A 17119-nucleotide genomic window follows, 5' to 3' on the forward strand; every position below is an offset into this window, starting at 1 on the left:
CGCGCGCTTTCTATGGGGCGGTGAAGAGGCTGTCAAGGAGCGACGGAGGCCGAAATGCCCGGCAATTCCGGCCGTTCGGCCGAAGCCGAGAGCTCGACGCCCGGGCTCGTGACGACCTCGCGCTGCGGCGTGCGCGCGTGCACGAGCCGAGCGAACGCGAGCAGCCGTCGATGCAGCTCCTCGGGGTGATCCATGTGCGGCGTGTGCCCGTAGTGCTCGACGACCTGCAGCTTCGCGTGGGCGGGCAGGTGCCGGCGGAAGAAGTCGAGGTGCGTCGGGTGCAGGATGCGGTCGGCGGCGCCCCAGACGACCTGGATCGGCATGCGGAGGCGACCGAGCTCGCGCGGGCAGAGGAGATCCTCGGGCTTCACGCGCTCGAGCAGGTCGCGCAGGCCGGGGCGGCCGAACTGCTTGCGCGTGCCCCACGCGAGCACCTGGCGCATCGGGTGCGGCTTCGCGAAGAGGCGGTCGACGAAGTCGAGCGCCTCGTCGTGGGTGCGCAGGCGGAAACGATCGACGAACGCGCCGAGCTCGGCGGCGTCCATCGGCGCGCCGCCGGGGGCGACGAGGAAGAGGCCGCGCACCTTCTCGGGGCGGTCGATCGCGAGGGTGAGCGCGGCCGCGCCGCCGAGCGAGTTGCCGAAGACGATGCAGGGCTCGTCGACGATGCGGTCGATCGTCTCGAGCAGCGCGCTGCGGCACGCGCTCTCGCAGAGGCCCGCCGCGGGCATGTCGCTGAGGCCGTGGCCGAGCATGTCGGGCGCGACGATGCGTCGCGCGTGCGGGCGCATCCGCAGCATGACGCCGTCGTAGAGGTGGCCGGCGGCGGAGAACCCGTGGAGCACGAGGAGCGGCGGCAGCGAGCCGCGGCCGGCGGCCTCCAGCACGTGCACGTGGCCGGCGCTCGTACGGACTCGGCGGCTCGTGAAGCCGCGGAGCTGGAGCTGGCCGACGAGGAAGCGATCCGAGAGCTGCATGAACCTGTGCGGCACGATGGCACGACGATGATACACGTCGCGTGCCGAGCGGAATTCATGATGTTTCGGGCCTGAGAGCCGCGCCGGAGCGCGTGGCTCGCTACGCACTGCGTCGAGCGCTTCGCGGAGAACGACGGGGTTGATGTGGGCTGCTCGATCGCCGAAGGTCGAGGCCATGCGTCTTCGAGCCGTGTCGTCGTTCGTCGTTCTGGCCAGCTTGGTGTGGACCGTCGCCGCGGGCTGGGCGACGCGCGCGGACGCGAGATGCGCGCCGCAGGGGCTGGCGCCGCGCGTGCTCACGCCGGTCACCGCGAGCCTTCCGCGCGACGGTGGCGGCATCGTCGTGGCGATGGTCGGCTCGAGCAGCGGCGAGAACGTGGCGATGCCGAGCGGGGTCCAGCTCGTGCGCGGGCGCCGGACGCAGGATCTGGTGGCGCGCGAGCTCGCGCCGGGGCTCGTGCGGTTCGCGGCCGCGACGCGGCTGACGCCGGGCACGTTCAGCGCGCCGGCGCTGGGCGCGACGAGCTCGATCGCGGTGGGGCGCTCGCCGCTGCCGGGCGTGCCGACGCGGCCCTCGGTGAGCGAGCTGCGACGGGTCGCGGCGACGGGGATGTCGTCGCGCCGCACGCCGCGCACGGAGGTTCGCGCGACGCTGGAATTCCCGGTGCCGGCGGGGATCGTCGCGATCGTCGTCGCGTGGGGCGAGGATGGCGCGCCCGCGGCGTGGCAGCCGGCCATCGAGGGGCAGCGCGAGGTCGTCGTGTGGAGCGAGCCGGCGCGGTGCGCGAGCGCGCCCGAGGGGACCGTCGCGCCGCCGGAGGGCGAGGGCGCGAGCGGGCGCATCGCGTTCGTCGACGCGTACGGACAGGTCTCGCCGTTCTCGGCGGCCGTGCCGCTCCGTTGATCAGCGCGACACGCGCAGCGTGATCGACGCGGTCGCGGCGGGCGGCGCGTCGCGCAGGGTGAAGCGGGCGCGCGAGGGGCCGAGGATCGCGACGAGGCCGCGCGCGCGGTGGGCGCGCTGGAGCGCGATCCCGGCGCGCTCGGTCCGCGCGGGACGCGCGACGATCTCCACGCGCAGGCTGCGATCCGCGAGCAGGAGATCGGCGATCGCTCGGATCTGCGCGCGATCGACCGAGGACTCGACCGCGCCGTCGTGCGGGAACTCGATGCGCAGCGCGACGCCTCGCGCGAGCTCGGGTGGGATCGTGGGAGGCTCGTGCTCGATGCGCGGAGCGCTCCGCGGCCTCGCGATCGGCGTCGTGGAGGCGAGCTCGGGCGAGGCGCTCTCGACGGGCGTCTCCGCGCCGAGCAGCGACGCGAGCATGCGCTCCCGCGCGCGGTACGACGCGGCGTAGCGATCACAACGCGGGCCGCACGCCGCGCGCGCGATCCGGGCGAGCTCGGCACGCAGCGAGAGCGGGCGCACCATCGCGCTCGTGGGGTCGCTCCACCACGCGCGCTGCGGGGTCGCGATCCAGTACGCGTCGCTCGCGATCGACGCGACCTCGAGGCGGCCGTGATCGCTGCGACGCGTGCGCACTCGCGCCACGATCGCGTCGCGCACGGAGGGCTCGGGCGCGTGCACGCGATCGTCGTCGACGTCCATGACGGCGACGAGATTGCCGAGGGACCAGAGCACGGGAACGACACGCCCGTCGCTCGTCGTGATCCGACCCGCGGGCGCGGGCTGGTGCGGGCCGTGCGCGTACACGAGATCGGCACCGGCGTCGGCCGCGACGCGCGCGAAGCGCTGCATCGTGCGGGTGGGGCGATCGTCGAGCGGGCTCGTCCAGTGCAGGCTCACGACGACGAAGTCGGCATCGCGCCGCGCCGCGCGCACCGATGCATCGATGCGCTCGTCGCTCGCGATCGCGATGCGCGGCGCGTCGGGATCTCCGTCGCGCACGCGCCGGTTCGTGCCCTCGCTGAACGCCGCGATCGCGATGCGATGTCCCCGCGCGTCGAGCACGATCGCGCGCGCTGCGTCGTCGAGATCGCGCCCTGCGCCGATCGCGGGGAGCCGAGCGCGCGCGGTGTGCTCGAGCGTGCTCGCGAGGCCGGCGACGCCCTGATCGTACGCGTGGTTGTTCGCCACGGTGAGCGCGTCGACGCCCGCTTGCGCGAGCGCGTCGAGCAGCTCGGGCGGTGCGGCGAACGTGGGCGCGTCGTGCTCGGGGCCGCGCTCGTGGGTGCGCGGTCCGACCGGCGTCTCGAGGTTCACGATCGCGAGGTCCGCGCGCGACAGCGCGGGCGTCGTCTCGGCGAGGAGCTCGCGCAGCGCGGGCCCGGGCGCGTCGCCGAAGAAGCGCTCGATCGCGTAGGTGATGTGGCCGTCGAAGATGACGTCGCCGCCCAGCGCGAGCTCGGGGCCGTCCGCGTCCTGCGCGCGCACCGGCGCGAGCGCGAGCACGAGCGCGGCGAGGACGACGGCGCGGCAGGCGAGGGCACGCACGCCGCGACGGTACACCGAGCCGAGCCCTCTTCCGCGCGGAGAGCGAGCCACCCTATGCTCGCGCGCGCGAGGTGGTATCGATGTCGTGCTCGAGGAGCGTCGCGGTGTGCGCGATCGTGCTCGTGGTGGTGATGACGGGCTGCGAGGGATCGGTCGACGACGATCGGCCGCGCGTGTCGCTCGACGGAGCGATGGGAGGCGCGGACGCGGGCCCAGCGACCGGCGACGAGTGCGAGACGCTCGGCGAGATCGGCGCGTGCAACGGGACGACGGCGCGCTGGTGCGAGGGTGGCGCCGTGCGCGAAGAGCGCTGCGCGGACGACGCGCGCGTGTGCGGCGTCGTCGCGGGCCGACATCGCTGCACGGACCCGCCGCCGCCGGAGTGCGGCGATCCGATCGAGCAGGAGCAGCTGCGGATCACGAACGAGGAGCGCACGCGCGCGGGGCTCTCACCGCTGGAGTGCGATCCCGGGCTGACGCGCGCGGCGCGCCTGCACTCGCAGGACATGTGCGATCAGGGCTACTTCGAGCACGACTCGCTCGACGGGCGCACGTTCCGCGATCGCATCGACGCGCAGGGCGTCTCCTGGCGCGCGATCGGCGAGAACATCGCGCGAGGCCAGCCGACGCCGCAGGCGGTGCACGATGCGTGGATGGACAGCTCGGGCCACCGCGCGAACATCCTCGGCGAGCAGTTCGGCCGCATCGGGATCGGGCACGTCGCGTGCGGCGGCAACGGGCCGTACTGGACGCAGGACTTCGCCGACTGAGATCAGCCGTCGAGGCCCGCGGCAGCGAGATCGTCTCGCGTGAGCGCGCCACACGCGAGACCGCGCGCGAAGAACCCTCGCAGGCCGCGCCCGGTGGCCGCATCGTCGAACGTCGCGCCGACGCGCGTCGCGCGCTCTCGCTCGGCGCGGAAGTTCGCCATGCGCGCCGTCGCGTCCGCGAGCGAGCCCAGGAAGAACCCGTGCAGCGCGCCGAGCCGCGCGACGATCTGCGCGGGATGGAGATCCCAGCCCTGCCACACGCCGAGCGCGATCGCCTCGCGCACGTGCTCCGCGTGCTCGCGCCAGCCTCCGTGCACCGCGGCGCGTGCGTCGTCGTGGCTTGCGTTCTTGGGCGCGAGCGGGAGCCGCGTGGTCGCGCCGTCGGAGACGTGCACGTCGCGGCCCGCGAGCGCGAGCTGCGCGCGCAGGAGCGCGTCGACGCAGATCGGGTGGTGCAGCGTCTGGTGCGGCGCGGGCACGTCGATCGACGCCGAGAGATCGTACGCGCCGAGGTGCACGCCGGAGAGCCGACCGTCACATGCGTCGGGCCATCGCGAGAGCGGGCACGCGCCGCGCGCGTCGAGCAGCGCACGCGGCGTCTCCATCATCGCCTCGATCGTGATCGCGCCGCGCGCGAGGCCGAGCTGCGCCTCGAGGCGATCGAGCGCGCGCGCGAGCAGACGCAGCGCGTCCTCCGACTCGACCTTGGGGAGCGTGACGACGAACGGCGAGGGCAAGCGCCCGGCCTCGGTCACGAAGAGCTCGAGCGTGCGCAGCGCGCGACGTGCGCTCTCGCCCTCGAGCGGGCGGATGCGGATGCCGATCGACGGCGGGAGCGTGCCGGCATCGAGCCCTCGCACGAGCTCGGCCGCGGCCCGGCGCGCGTCCGCGTCCTCTTCGTCGTCGGAGTGCGGCCCGTAGCCGTCCTCGAAGTCGATGCGGAAGTCCTCGACCGGCTCGCGCTCGAGCTTCTGACGGACGCGCTCGTGCACCCGCGCCGCCGAGCGCGGATCGTTGCCGAGCGCGCGCGCGAGCTCGAGCGGGTCGCTCGCGTGCTCGTCGAGGGCGCGGAGCGCGATCGCGCCGAGCTTCGTCGAGAGCTCCGCCGTGAAGCGCGGCGCGCCCGCGTACACCACGTGGATCGGCTGACGCCGCACCGGCGTGGCCTTCGTCGGCGCGAGCGCGGCGAGCGATCGCGCGATGTCGGGATCGTCCTCGAGCATGATCAACGGATGGCGCGTCGGGCGCGGCTCGCGAAGCTGCCTTCGGGCGCGAGCGCGAGGTAGCGCTCGTACGCGGCGCGCGCCTCGGGCGCGTTCTCACCCGCGAGCGCTTCGCCGAGATGGAAGAACGCTTCGACCGGTACGCCGGCGATCGCGGTGGCCTCGCGCAGCTTGGTGCGCGCGGTGTCCATGTCGCGGCTCATCAGCGCGACGCGCCCCTCGAGCATCGTCAAGCGCGCCTGCAGGCGCGGCGGGCGGATGCGCGTGCGAAGCGACGCGCGAGCGCGCGCGAGGAGCGGCGCAGCATCGCGCTCGGCCTCGCCGCGCACGTACAGCTCGGCGCGTCCGATCAGCGCCTCGGGCAGCTCCGAGTCGGTCGCGAGCGCCTGCTCGTACGCGGCTGCCGAGGGCTCGACCTGACCCGCCGCGAGCAGTGCGTCGCCGTAGAGCGCCAGCACCGTCGGCGACGCTTGCTGTCCGCTTCCTTCCGCGGGGAGCAGCGCGCGGAGATCGCGGATCGCATCGCCGGCTCGACCGCGCGCGAGCGCGAGGCGCGCGCCGGTCAAGCGCGCCGCGGCGGTCTCGCGATCGCCCTCGCGCACGCCCTCCATCTGCACCTGCGCGTCGTCGAGGCGACCGAGCCCGATCAGCGCTTCGACGCGCCCGAGCCGACCCGCCGCCGCGAGCGAGAGCCCGCCCGCGCTGCCCGCCGCGCGCGAGAGCTCGCCGTAGAGGCGCTCCGCGGCCTCGTCCTCGCCCATGTCGAGCAGCAGCCCGCCGAGCGCGATCTTCGCGTCGACGTGCTCGGAGCGCAGCGCGATCGCGCGCTCGAGGCTGCGCTTCGCGCCCTCGCCGTCGCCCTGCATGCGTCGCGCGCGGCCGAGGAGATAGTGGCCCTCGGCGTCGTCGGGCGAGGCCTGCACGACCTGCTCGAGCGCGCGCGCCGCGGTCTCGGGATCACGCGCGCGCAGCGCGGCCTCGCCGAGCGCCAGGCTGGCCACCGGATCCCCCGGGTTGTCGCGCGCGAGCTGTCGCGCCGCCGCGAGCATCGGCGCGGGGTCGCCCGTCTGCACGCCGATGCGGATGCGCAGCGCGCGCAGCTCGACGTTCGCGTCCTCGTGCTCCTGCACGTACTGATCGAGCGCGGCGCCCGCGCCCGCGAGCGCTTCGTCGCTGCCCACGAGGATCGCGGCGCGACCCGTCATCAGCACGACGTCGGGATCGTCGGCCGGCAGCTGCGCGAGCGTCGCGATGGCGCGCTCGCCGTTGCGGCGCTCGAGGTGGATGTTCGCGAGAAGCTTCCGGAAATCGACGCTCGACGGGCTCCCGCGCACCGCGGCCGTCGCCGCGTACTCGGCCTGCACGAGGCGCCCCGCGTTCATCGCCGCGCGCGCCATCAGCGCGAGCAGGCGCGGCTCCTGCGCGCCCGCGCGGAGCGCCGCATCGACGGCCTCGGCCGCGCGCTCGTGCTCGCCCTGGCGACGCATCAGCCGCGCGCGCGTGAGCTCGGTGAGCACACGATCCGTCGGCGCGCCGTGCTCGAGCCGCGCCTCGATCGGCGCGAGCGCCGCGATCGCCTCGCCGGGATCGCGATCGTCGGCCGTGAGGAACGCGCGCCACAGCTGCGCGCGGAGGTTCTCGGCGTCGCGCGCGAGGACCTGATCGATCAGCGTGACGGCCTCCTCGGGACGGCCCTCGTCGTGGCGCGCCTCGGCGAGCGCGATCGCCGCCGCGGTCAGCTGCGCGTCGCGCTCGACGGCCTGCTGCAGGTGCTCGAGCGCCGTGTCCACGCCGAGCCGCTGCTCGAGACGCCCTGCGACGTAGAGGATGCCCGCCTGCTCCGCGCCGCCGTTCTCGAGCGCGTGCCCGATCGCGGTGCGCGCCGCCTCGCGATCGCCTTCGCCGGCCGCGATCACCGCGCGCGCCGCGTGCAGCCACTGCGCGTCGGCCTCCATGCGCTCGGCGCGCGCGATCGCCGGGCGCAGATAGCCCACCTCGAACGCGCCGTCCTCCAGCGCGAGCTGTGCCTGCACGAAGAGCAGCACCGTGGAGTTGGTCGCGTCGTTCGGGTTGAGCTCGCGCGCCTCGCGCAGGTGGCGCTCGGCGTCGACGAGGCGCTGGTGGTCGCCGATGCGCGCTTCCTCGCGCGCCTGCGCGACGAGCTCGGCGGCGCGCGCGTGGCGCTGCTCGACGTACTTCTGCCAGCCGAACCAGCCACCCGCGGCGAGCCCCGCGGTGAGCACCCACGCGGCCGCCATCCACACGCCGATGCGCGTGCCGGTGACGCCCGCTTCCTTGCGCGGCGCCCACGCGGCCACGTCGCCGGTCGGCGGCTCGAAGATGCCCTGCGACTCGAGCATCCCGAGGATCTCGTCGACGTCCTCGGGGTGGCCGGCGCGCTCACCGGTCTCGAAGTCGGGCGCCGGCCGCGGCACTGCATCGTCGTCGGGCGCGACGAGCTCGGCGTCCTCGGGCTCCGGCGCGGGCGGACGCGACGACGCGCGCGCGAGCGGCGGACGCACGCTCTCGGCGGCAGGCGGCGCGGGGGAGACGACGGGCTCGGCGAGGCGCGGCGGCGCGGCGGGCACGTCGTCGAGAGCTCGGCGCGCCGGCACGGGCGACGGACGCGCAGCGAACGGCTCGGGGGGCGGCGGCTCGGCGGATCGCAGGGCGGGCGGCGCCGACGCGCGCGGCGGCTCCGCGGGCCTCAGCGGCGGCGGCGTCGATGCGCGAGGCGGCTCGGCCGGTCGCGTCGGCGCGGGCGGCGTCGCACGCGGTGCGAGCGGCGGTGGCATCGCCGACGCAGGCCCCCGCGGCGTCGGTCGCGACGCGGCGGGCATCGGTGCGGCGGGCATCGGCGCCGCGGCCATCGGCTTCACGGCGGGCGCGGGCGTCGGCTTCGCAGCGGGCGCGGGCCGCGCGGCGGGCACGATCCCCGCGCCGAGCGGGAGCGTCGCCTTGTGCGGGCGCGTCACCGGACGATCGGGCGCGCCGAGGCCCGGCGTCGCGGCGCGCGGCTCGTCTCCGCGGGGCTCGAGCGGACGCGTCGCGGTCGCGGGCGCGCCCTTGAGGGGCTGCAGCGCCTTCACGATGTCCTGCCGATCCATCAGCGAGGTCGGCGAGTCCTCTTCTTCCGGGAGATCGTGCTCCGCGCGTCGCACCGGCGCGGGGGAGGGCGGCCGCGTGCTGTTCGCGAGCTGCGCCGAGACCTCGGCGCGCACCACCGTGCGCTCTTCGGGCAGGTCGCCGTCGGACGCGAGAGAAGGCACGCCGAGATCCGCGTCGGCCTCGCTGTCCGCGATGCGCGCGAGGCGCTCCGCGCGCTGGTGCAGCGCCTGCACCGTGCGGTCGTCCGCGTCGATCGCGCGCGCCCGCTCGAGCACCTTGATCGCGCGCTGGGGATCGCCGCGCTTCAGCAGCACCTCGCCGAGCCAGCGGAACGGCTCTTTCTGCGCCGGCGCGATGCGCGCGGCCTTGAGCAACGCCGCTTGCGCGCGCAGCAGGTCGCCCGCCGCGTAGTGCGCCCGTCCATCGAGCACGAGCAGCGAGAGGTCGTCCGGCGCACCGCGCAGCCCGGCCGCGGTCACGTCGATCGCGTCGACCGCGCGGTCGGCCTGGAGGAGATCGGCGGCGAGTCGGCTCGCGTCCTCGCTGCCCGGACGGGTGCGGAACCGCAGGAGCCGCGTGTCGAGCTCGTGCGCCGAGCTGGTGCCGGGGGGCTTCGCCACGGCGGCATCCTACCAAAAGGGGTCGCGCGCGCGCCCCTCATTCGCGCGCGCGGGGGGAGCCCGCCCGACCGACGCGGCAGGTGTGCGCGTCTATCGTTTTACGGCGATGTGCAGAATCCCGATTCGCTTTCATTGCGCGCGCGAGCGCGCTTTTGTTATCGTCCCGTGTCGATGAAGGACGCGGTGTTTTCGCGTGATCCCGACGACGTGCGCGCCGAGCCGGCGCCCGATCTCCGCCCGGTCGAGGGCCCGGAGGCCGACGAGGACCTCGCCCGACTGGCGAAGGCGCTCGGCCATCCGACGCGCGTGATGATCCTGCGCCGCGTCCGCGTGCGCGACGGCTGCACGTGCACCGAGCTCGTCGGTGAGCTCGGCCTCGCGCAGTCGACCGTCTCCGAGCACCTGCGCGTGCTGCGCGAGGCCGGCCTGGTGCACGCGAGCGAGGGCGAAGCGCCGCGCAACCCGTACCGCGCGGACGTGCATCGGCTGCGAAGGCTGAAGGCGCTGGTCGGCTCGCTCTAGCCGCTAGCGACGGCAGAGGATCACGACGGCGGACGCCTGCCGCCCGCCGCCGCCCACGGGAACGTAGTCCCGCGGGACCATCACGCGCTGGTCACCGCTCGCCTCGAGCATCGCGCGCGCGTTGTTGCCGTCGACCGCGTCGAGGTCGGCCGCGATGCACGAGTGCCAACGCTCGGCACTCTGTCCGGCTGCTGGCTGGCCCGAGAGCAGCGCGCCGATCGACACGCCTGCGATCACCAGCGCGATCCCGGTCACGACGCTCTGCACGTTCTTCATCGCCGCTCCTCAGTCCGGATCTTCGATCTTCCAGACGCCGTCCTCGCGCACGAGCTGCGCGCGGTAGCGCTCGCCCCACGGCATCACCGCGTGATCGCCGCGCTCTTCGATCGGCGCGCCTCCGTCGAGCGCCGCGCGCAGCCCCGCCGCGAGCCGCTCGATCTCCTCGCGCGACTCGCCCTCCCAGCGTGCGCGCAGCGTCTCCTCGCTCATCCCCTCGGCGTCCGCGGCGGGCACGAGCCGCAGCACCACGTCCCAGCGACGCCGCCCGATCGCGCGCACGAACGAGCGCAGCGCCTGACGCGGCGTGTGCTGCCCGTAGTAGTCGACGACGTCGCTCGCGACGCGCCATCCCGAGGGATCGCGCACGAAGCGCACCGGATCTTCGCCCTCGATCGCGACCGTCGCTTCTTGCTCGGCCGGCCCCGCCGGGCGCTCGAGCGCCTCTGCCAGCGCGCGGATCTCGTCGGGGCTCTCGCGCATCCAGCGCGCGAAGTCCTCTTCGCGCACCCGGCGTCGATAGCCCTCCGACGTCAGCGCGTACGCGCGCGACGCATCACCCTCGCGCAGCGCACGTGCGAACGACGCGAGCGCCTGCTCGGGGCTCGCCGTCGCGGCACCTCCGCCGCACGCCGCCGCGCTCGAGATCAGCGCGGCGGCGATCAGCGCACGAGCACCACGGATCATCGCTCGCCGCCCTCGCGCCCTCTGCGCCGTCGCGCCTCGGGCGCCGCGCTGTCGGTGGGATGCAGGATCGTGAACTCGACGCGCCGGTTCAGCGCGCGCCCTTCGGGCGAGTCGTTCGGCGCGACCGGGTGCTGCGAGCCGTACCCGCGGAACTCGAGCCGCTCGCGCGGCACGCCGCGCGACACGAGGTACTCGACCACCGCGCGCGCCCGACGGAACGAGAGGTCGGTGTTGTACTGCGCGACGCCCTGATCGTCGGTGTGACCTTCGATGCGCACGCGGAGCTCCGGCGAGAGCTGACCGATGACCTCCGCGACCTGATCGAGCAAGGGCGTGCTCACCGAGCGGATCGTGTCGGTGTCGAACTCGAAGTAGATGCGCTCGGAGATCAGGATGCGCGTGTCGGTGACCGTCACCGCGATGGCGTTCGGGCCGGGCTCGGGGCAGCCGTCTTCGTCCTGGAAGCGATCGGCGTCCTCGGGCTCCATCGGGCACTGATCGCTGCCGTCGGCGACGCCGTCCTCGTCGTTGTCGGGCTCGGGGCAGCCGTCGTCGTCGCGGAACGCGTCGACGTCCTCCGAGAGCATCGGGCACGCGTCGTTCGCGTCGAGCACTCCGTCCGCGTCGTTGTCGGTGTCGGGGCAGCCGTCGTCGTCGGCGAACTCGTCGACGTCCTCGGGATCGTTGCGGCACGCGTCGACGACGTCCTCGAGCCCGTCGCGATCGTTGTCGAGATCGGCGCAGAAATCTCCGTCCTCGAAGCCGTCGAAGTCCTCGGGGCCGCCCACGCAGGGATCGCGCTCGGTCGCGTAGCGGAACGTCAGCACGCCGCGCGCGATCGGCGCGCCATACCCGCCGTGGATGCCGAAGCCCGCCGCCGCTTCGAGCGTCATCCCGTCGCCGAGCGCGATGCGCGCGCCCGCGTTCGCGTCCCACGGCACCTCGTTCTCGCGCACCGTGCGACCGCCCGTGCCCACGCGCACCTGCGTGTCCACGACGATCGAGACCTCGGGCACGATCGGCACCTCGCCGCCGAGCGCGATCTGCAGCTCGTCGTCCTGCTCGAAGCCGGGCAGCGATCGACGCTGGCGGAACCGATAGCCGAGCTCGCCCGCGAGGCGCACGACGCCGAGATCCCACGCCGCGACGATCTCGGGCAGCGTCGTCCAGTAGCCCATCCCGAGATACGCGCCCGAGTCGCCGGTGGGCAGCCCGACGACGAGCCGTCCTGCGAGCGAGAACGCGCCGCGCACGATCGGCATCTTCATCGACAGGCGCAGATCCGAGAGGCCCGCGACGAGCGAGCGCGAGAGCTGCGGCGCGAGCGGGTCGTCGGCGACCTCCGCGACCGCGACCGGCAGCGCGAGCCCGAGCTCGATCCACTCGAACAGACCGATCGCCGCGAGCAGCTCGCCCTGGAACAGATGCGACATCACGGCCTGCGTCGAGCCGTCGGCGTCGACGCGCACGAACGGCTCGCCCGCGTAGCTCGCCGCAATGCCGAACACCGCGTTCAGGTGCCGCGGCACGCCCGGACGATCGATGACGAACGTCGAGCCGACCGCGGCGGGCGGTGTGTAGAGCTGCAGATCGAAGCCGCGTGGAGGCTGCGCCTCGGCGACGGCTGGAGCGCCCGCGAAGGCGGCGGCGACGAGCGCTGCGATCAGCGCGCGCCCGAGCCCCCGGCTCGCCGCGCGAAGAGAAGAGATCACGAGCGCGATGCTAACCGCGCATCGCGTCGCGATGAAAGTCATGCGCGGCTGCGCAGTGCTTCCAGCGCGTCGCGCAGGTCCGGCGGCAGCGGCGTCTCGAAGCGCATCGTCGCCTTCGTGATCGGGTGCACGAAGCCGAGCACCGCGGCGTGCAGCGCCTGCCGTCCTCCGAGCGTCTCCGCGATCTCGCGCACGAACGGATCGCGCGGCGCGCGCCCGTAGAGCGGATCGCCGAGCAGGGGAAACCCCGCTTCCGAGAGGTGCACGCGGATCTGATGGGTGCGTCCGGTCTCGAGCCGGCACCGCACCAGCGTCGCGCCGTGCAGGCCCTCGACGCGCTCGACGTGCGTCACCGCGCGCTTCCCGCGCACGACCTTGCCGCTGAACTTCTTGCGATCGCGCGGGTGACGGCCGTGCAGCGTGTCGTAGGTCGCGCGCGGCGGGTGCTCGCCCTCACAGATCGCGAGGTACGCGCGCTCGATCGAGTGCGTCGCGAATTGCGCGGTCAGGCCTTCGCGCGCCGCGGGCGTGCGCGCGACGACCATCACGCCGCTCGTGAACCGATCGAGCCGGTGCACGATGCCGGGCCGCGGCGGCCCCACGGGGATCGCGTCGTCGTCGTCGCTCGAGGCGACGGCCGGCTCGTCGATCGTGATCCCGAACCGGAAGAGCAGCGCGTTCACCAGCGTGCCGTCGGCGTGGCCCGGCGCGGGATGCACCACGAGCCCCGCGGGCTTGTCGATCACCGCGAGGTGCTCGTCCTCGTGCAGCACGACGAGCGGGATGTCCTGCGGCGTCGCATCGCTCGGCGGCGGCGGGGCGGGCACCACGTGCACCTTCGCGCCCGCCTTGGCCCGCGTCTTCGAGATCACCGGCGCGCCCGCGATCGTCACGCGCCCTTCGTCGATCCAGCGCTGGAACGTGGAGCGCGAGATCGACGGGCACATCGCGGCGAGCACGCGATCGAGCCGGTCTCCGTCGTGCGCCTCCGAGATCTCGAGATCGAACGGAGCGCTCGGATCGCTCACCACATCTTCGACTGCACGTGGCCCTTCGAGCGCACGAGGATGTCGATGATCGCGCGATCGTAGAAGCCACGCGCGTAGAGCTCGGGCGCGACGCGGCTCTTGAAGAGCGCGCGGCCCTCCTCGATCTCCTCGGCGAGCACCTCGAAGAGGTTGTCGCTCTGGATGCCCTGCACGATCTTCTCCTCGTTGTAGAGCGAGAGATCGCTCGCGATCGCGCGTGCCAGACGACGTGCAGCCTCTTCGGTCTCGATCAGCGCCATGGGCTCCTGCTTCCGAAAGCGACTCGCATCCTAACGCGGTGCGCGCGGGAGAGTGAACTAACTGCGGCTCGGCGAGCTAACTGCGGCTCGGCGACACGCGCTCGTCGCGCGCGACCACGTACTTGATCTTCACGTCGCGCCCCAGCGCCTTCCGCACCGCCGGCCGCACGATGCGCTGCTGCACGTAGGGCGCGCCGGGATCCCCCCGGAACGCGCCGGTCAGCGAGAGCACGAGCTCGTCGCCGTCGAACGACACGAGCTCGATGCCGCCTCCATCGGCCTCCAGCAGCGGCCGCAGGATCTCGTCGATCATCCGTTCGAGGTCGGCGCGAGGGCTCAAGACGGCGCGAGCATACCTCGCTGAACACGGCCGCGCGAAGGATCCAATCGCTTGACCTCCGCGCGCGACCGGGCTTCGATGCGCGGATATGGCTCATGCGGTCTCTTCCGCCGCGCGGCTCGAGGAGGCGGTCGCCGCCGTCCGGGCCCGCACCGACGCGTGCCCGCGCGTCGCGCTCGTTCTCGGCTCGGGGCTCGGCAGCTTCGCGGACACGCTCGAGGGCGCGACGCGCATCCCCTACGAAGACATCCCCGGCATGCCGGTCAGCGGCGTCGCGGGCCACGCCGGTCGCCTCGTGATCGGCCGCGCCGAGGGCGTGCCGTGCGTCGCGATGCAGGGCCGCGTGCACCTCTACGAAGGGCACGATCCCGGCGACGTCGTGTTCGGCCTGCGCCTGATGATGCGGCTCGGCGCGAAGGTCCTCGTCGTGACGAACGCCGCGGGCGGCGCGAACCCCGCGCTCGAGCCCGGCGATCTCATGCTGATCGAGGATCACCTCAACATGACCGGGCGCACGCCGCTGCTCGGGCCCAACGACGAGGCGCTCGGCCCGCGCTTCCCCGACATGAGCGAGGCCTACGATCCCGGCCTGCGCCGCCTCGCGCGCAAGGTCGCCGGCGAGCTCGGCATCCCGCTGCGCGGCGGCGTCTACGCGGGGCTGCTCGGGCCGAGCTACGAGACGCCCGCCGAGATCCGCATGCTCCAGCGCCTCGGCGCCGACGCGGTCGGCATGAGCACCGTGCTCGAGACGATCGCGGCGCGCCACGCGGGCGCGCGCGTGCTCGGCATCTCGTGCATCACGAACAAGGGCGCGGGGCTCTCCGCGCAGCTCCTCGATCACGCCGAGGTGCAGGAGGTCGCGGATCGGGTGCGCGACCGCTTCGTGGCGCTGCTGCGCGGCGTGCTCGCTGCGCTCGCGAAGGAGAGCGGTTGAGCCCGCCGGCGATCGACTGGGACGCGCTCGCGCGCGCCGCGCACGACATCCGCGGCCGCGCGTACGCGCCGTACTCGGGCTTCACGGTCGGCGCGGCGCTGCTCGCGGAGGACGGGCGCGTCTTCGTCGGCTGCAACGTCGAGAACGCGAGCTACGGGCTCTGCCTCTGCGCCGAGCGCAGCGCGGTCGCGGCTGCCGTCGCGGCGGGCGTGAAGCGCTTCCGCGCGATCGCGGTCGCGTCGCCGGGCGACGTCGCGGCCACGCCGTGCGGCATGTGCCGGCAGGTGCTCGCGGAGTTCCCGCCGTCGTTCCCGGTGCGCTGTTACCCCGAGCGCGGCGCGGCGATCGAGAGCGACGTCGCGTCGCTGCTCCCGGGCGCGTTCGGACCCTCGGTGCTCGAGCGCGGAAGGGCGAAGGCGTGACCCTCGACATCGACGTCGTGATCCGTGGCGGCACGGTGATCACGATGGACCCCGCGCGTCGCGTGCTGCGCGGCGACGTGGTCGTGCGCGGCGATCGCATCGTCGCGATCGAGCCACGCGGGGCCATCGCGACGGCCGGCATGCAGGCGCGCGTGGTCGACGCCGATGGGTGCGTCGTCGTGCCGGGCTTCGTGCAGGCGCACGTGCACCTCTGCCAGGCGCTCTTCCGCGGCATGGCCGACGACCTGCCGCTGATGGACTGGCTGCGGCGCCGCATCTGGCCGCTCGAGGCCGCGCACGACGAGGCCTCGCTGCGCGCGAGCGCGCGCCTCGGGCTCGCCGAGATGATGCGCGCGGGCACCACGACGATCCTCGACATCGGCACGGTGCACCACGAGGACGTCGTGTTCGAGGCGATGGCCGAGTCCGGCATGCGCGGCTTCTCCGGCAAGGCGATGATGGATCGCGGCCAGGGCGTGCCGAAGGGCCTGCGCGAGACGACGCGCGAGAGCCTGCGCGAGAGCGAGCGCCTCTGCGCGAAGTGGCACCGCGCGGAGGGCGGACGGCTCGGCTACGCGTTCGGTCCGCGCTTCATCCTCTCGTGCAGCGAGGGCCTCCTGCGCGACACCGCGACGCTCGCGCGCGAGAGGGGCGCGCGCATCCACTCGCACGCGAGCGAGCACAAGGGCGAGCGCGACGAGGTGCGCAAGATCCTCGGCAAGGACGACGTCGACGTGCTCGCGGGCTGGGGCATCGCGGGGCCCGACGTGATCCTCGCGCACGGCGTTCAGCTCGGGCGCGCGCAGATGAAGCGCATGGCCGAGCGCGGCACGCGCCTCGCGCACTGTCCGAGCGCGAACCTGAAGCTCGCGAGCGGCATCGCGGACGTGGTCGCGATGCGCGAGGCCGGGCTCGTCGTGGGGATCGGCGCGGACGGAGCGCCCTGCAACAACCGGATGGACCCGTTCACCGAGCTGCGTCAGGCGGCGCTGCTCGCGAAGGTGCGCCGCGAGGACGCGGCCGCGCTGGCGCCGATCGACGCGCTCGCGATGCTCACGATCGACGGCGCGAAGGCGCTCGGCATCGACGCGGACGTGGGCTCGATCGAGGTCGGCAAGAAGGCGGACCTCGCGGTGGTGCGGCTCGACGGGCTGCACTGCGAGCCGCTCCCGAGCGGAGAGCCGTACGAGGACGGCGAGGCGGGCGGCGATCCGGTCGCGAGGCTGGTGTACTCCGCGACCGCGAGCGACGTGACCGACGTGCTGGTCGACGGGCGCGCGGTCGTGCGCGGCGGGGTGCTGCGCGCGATGGAAGAGGGCGCGGTGCGGGAGGAGGCGCGACGCGAGGCGTGGCGGCTCCGGAAGCGCGCGGAGATTCGCTGACTTCCGAGGCGCGCAGAGTCGGCTGACGGCCGAGCACGTGCAGGTGGCACGTGGACGAGCACGCGGGACGAGCACGTGCACGAGCACGGTCGTGCTCGGCGCGGGCGAGGTCGGCGTGAGCGTGGGTCGGTCGACGCGAGCCTCGCGCGTGGGCGCGGACGGTCGCGGCGGAGGCTCGTCAGGACCGCGACGATGGGTCGCGCGGCTCGCGCGGAGCCTCGCGAGGTCACCGTCGGGGCGTCCGGTGGTCAGCTCGGGGCCATCGGAGGCCAGCTCGGGGCCAGCGGAGCCCAGCTCGGCGGGCTCGGTTGGCCAGCTCGGGGCCAGCGGAGGCCAGCTCGGGGCCATCGGAGGCCAGCTCGGTGGGCTCGGGAGGCCAGCTCGGGGGTCTCGATTGGGGTGG

General features: G+C 74.2%; 16 protein-coding genes. 6 read left to right on the forward strand and 10 right to left on the reverse strand.

Annotated features, from left to right (window positions below):
- Positions 1-32: 32 nt before the first annotated feature.
- Positions 33-992: an alpha/beta fold hydrolase gene (locus DB32_RS48180; protein WP_169791443.1), complete on the reverse strand. Its 960-nt coding sequence runs from the start codon at positions 990-992 to the stop codon at positions 33-35.
- Positions 993-1152: 160 nt separating this feature from the next.
- Between DB32_RS48180 and DB32_RS48185 the strand changes: the two genes are divergently transcribed.
- On the forward strand, positions 1153-1881 hold the full coding sequence (locus DB32_RS48185; protein WP_169791444.1) for a hypothetical protein: 729 nt from the start codon (positions 1153-1155) through the stop codon (positions 1879-1881).
- Here DB32_RS48185 and DB32_RS14030 read toward each other — a convergent pair whose 3' ends face one another.
- Complete coding sequence (locus DB32_RS14030) at positions 1882-3432, reverse strand: CapA family protein (RefSeq protein WP_169791445.1); 1551 nt, start codon at positions 3430-3432, stop codon at positions 1882-1884.
- An 80-nt stretch (positions 3433-3512) separates the two neighbouring features.
- Here DB32_RS14030 and DB32_RS14035 point away from each other — a divergent pair, with 80 nt between their 5' ends.
- Positions 3513-4202: a CAP domain-containing protein gene (locus tag DB32_RS14035; protein ID WP_053232967.1), complete on the forward strand. Its 690-nt coding sequence runs from the start codon at positions 3513-3515 to the stop codon at positions 4200-4202.
- 2 nt (positions 4203-4204) lie between these two features.
- On the opposite strand, the gene DB32_RS14040 is transcribed toward DB32_RS14035, so the two are convergent.
- Both DB32_RS14040 and DB32_RS14045 read right to left on the reverse strand, forming a co-directional pair.
- Positions 4205-5425: a DUF6986 family protein gene (locus DB32_RS14040; protein ID WP_075097518.1), complete on the reverse strand. Its 1221-nt coding sequence runs from the start codon at positions 5423-5425 to the stop codon at positions 4205-4207.
- 2 nt (positions 5426-5427) lie between these two features.
- Positions 5428-9153 (reverse strand): tetratricopeptide repeat protein, encoded by a 3726-nt coding sequence (locus DB32_RS14045; protein WP_053232968.1) that lies wholly within the window; start codon positions 9151-9153, stop codon positions 5428-5430.
- A 171-nt stretch (positions 9154-9324) separates the two neighbouring features.
- On the opposite strand from DB32_RS14045, the gene DB32_RS14050 reads away from it, so the two are divergent.
- Positions 9325-9675 (forward strand): ArsR/SmtB family transcription factor, encoded by a 351-nt coding sequence (locus DB32_RS14050; protein ID WP_053238809.1) that lies wholly within the window; start codon positions 9325-9327, stop codon positions 9673-9675.
- A 3-nt stretch (positions 9676-9678) separates the two neighbouring features.
- On the opposite strand, the gene DB32_RS14055 is transcribed toward DB32_RS14050, so the two are convergent.
- From DB32_RS14055 to DB32_RS14080, 6 genes are all read right to left on the reverse strand, one after another.
- Complete coding sequence (locus tag DB32_RS14055) at positions 9679-9951, reverse strand: hypothetical protein (RefSeq protein ID WP_053232969.1); 273 nt, start codon at positions 9949-9951, stop codon at positions 9679-9681.
- 9 nt (positions 9952-9960) lie between these two features.
- Complete coding sequence (locus DB32_RS14060) at positions 9961-10638, reverse strand: hypothetical protein (RefSeq protein ID WP_053232970.1); 678 nt, start codon at positions 10636-10638, stop codon at positions 9961-9963.
- Entirely contained in the window at positions 10635-12350 is a 1716-nt protein-coding gene (locus tag DB32_RS14065; RefSeq protein ID WP_169791447.1) for an OmpA family protein, read from the reverse strand. The genes DB32_RS14060 and DB32_RS14065 overlap by 4 nt, the downstream gene beginning before the upstream one ends.
- Before the next feature lie 38 nt (positions 12351-12388).
- Complete coding sequence (locus tag DB32_RS14070; protein ID WP_053238810.1) at positions 12389-13378, reverse strand: RluA family pseudouridine synthase; 990 nt, start codon at positions 13376-13378, stop codon at positions 12389-12391.
- Complete coding sequence (locus DB32_RS14075; protein WP_053232972.1) at positions 13375-13638, reverse strand: hypothetical protein; 264 nt, start codon at positions 13636-13638, stop codon at positions 13375-13377. The genes DB32_RS14070 and DB32_RS14075 overlap by 4 nt, the downstream gene beginning before the upstream one ends.
- A 76-nt stretch (positions 13639-13714) precedes the next feature.
- Positions 13715-13978 (reverse strand): NifU family protein, encoded by a 264-nt coding sequence (locus DB32_RS14080; protein ID WP_157069034.1) that lies wholly within the window; start codon positions 13976-13978, stop codon positions 13715-13717.
- A gap of 88 nt (positions 13979-14066) precedes the next feature.
- Here DB32_RS14080 and DB32_RS14085 point away from each other — a divergent pair, with 88 nt between their 5' ends.
- From DB32_RS14085 to DB32_RS14095, 3 genes are read left to right on the forward strand one after another with little or no spacing between them, the layout of a single operon-like run.
- On the forward strand, positions 14067-14912 hold the full coding sequence (locus DB32_RS14085) for a purine-nucleoside phosphorylase (protein ID WP_053232974.1): 846 nt from the start codon (positions 14067-14069) through the stop codon (positions 14910-14912).
- Positions 14909-15334: a cytidine deaminase gene (locus DB32_RS14090; RefSeq protein WP_053232975.1), complete on the forward strand. Its 426-nt coding sequence runs from the start codon at positions 14909-14911 to the stop codon at positions 15332-15334. Before DB32_RS14085 ends, DB32_RS14090 begins: the two co-directional genes overlap by 4 nt.
- A complete protein-coding gene (locus DB32_RS14095; protein ID WP_240481200.1) occupies positions 15331-16716 on the forward strand; it encodes a 5'-deoxyadenosine deaminase in 1386 nt (461 codons plus the stop codon). Before DB32_RS14090 ends, DB32_RS14095 begins: the two co-directional genes overlap by 4 nt.
- Positions 16717-17119: the final 403 nt, after the last annotated feature.

This window comes from Sandaracinus amylolyticus (assembly GCF_000737325.1).
Classification (GTDB): domain Bacteria; phylum Myxococcota_A; class Polyangia; order Polyangiales; family Sandaracinaceae; genus Sandaracinus; species Sandaracinus amylolyticus.